Source organism: Burkholderia sp. Bp8986 (genome assembly GCF_003854225.1).
GTDB lineage: Bacteria > Pseudomonadota > Gammaproteobacteria > Burkholderiales > Burkholderiaceae > Burkholderia.
In genome coordinates this window covers 1-238 of record NZ_QTQM01000237.1, presented here as the reverse complement: position 1 = coordinate 238, position 238 = coordinate 1, and the positions used below count along the sequence as shown (strand labels likewise).

Here is a 238-nt window from a genome sequence, read left to right as displayed (position 1 = left end):
GCGCAACCCCTGGCGTTGCAGGCTGCGACGCACGCGTTCGGCGCTCGCCGGCCGCCCCTGAGCACGCAGTTGCCGCACGATGCGAGGACGGCCATAGCTGCCACGACTGGCGCGATGAATGGCAGCAACCTCGACGTCCAGCACGGTATTGGCCAGTGCTCGCCGACTTGGCTCCCGGCCGCGCCACTGGCAATAGCCGCTGCGCGACACACCCAGAACCCGACAAAGCCGGCTCACG

The 238-nt window shown here is 69.3% G+C and carries 1 protein-coding gene; it reads right to left on the bottom strand.

The window, feature by feature from the left end; all coding sequences use genetic code 11:
* The coding region (locus DID99_RS37045) for an IS3 family transposase (protein ID WP_148094741.1) at positions 1 to 238 on the bottom strand (238 nt) is incomplete at both ends.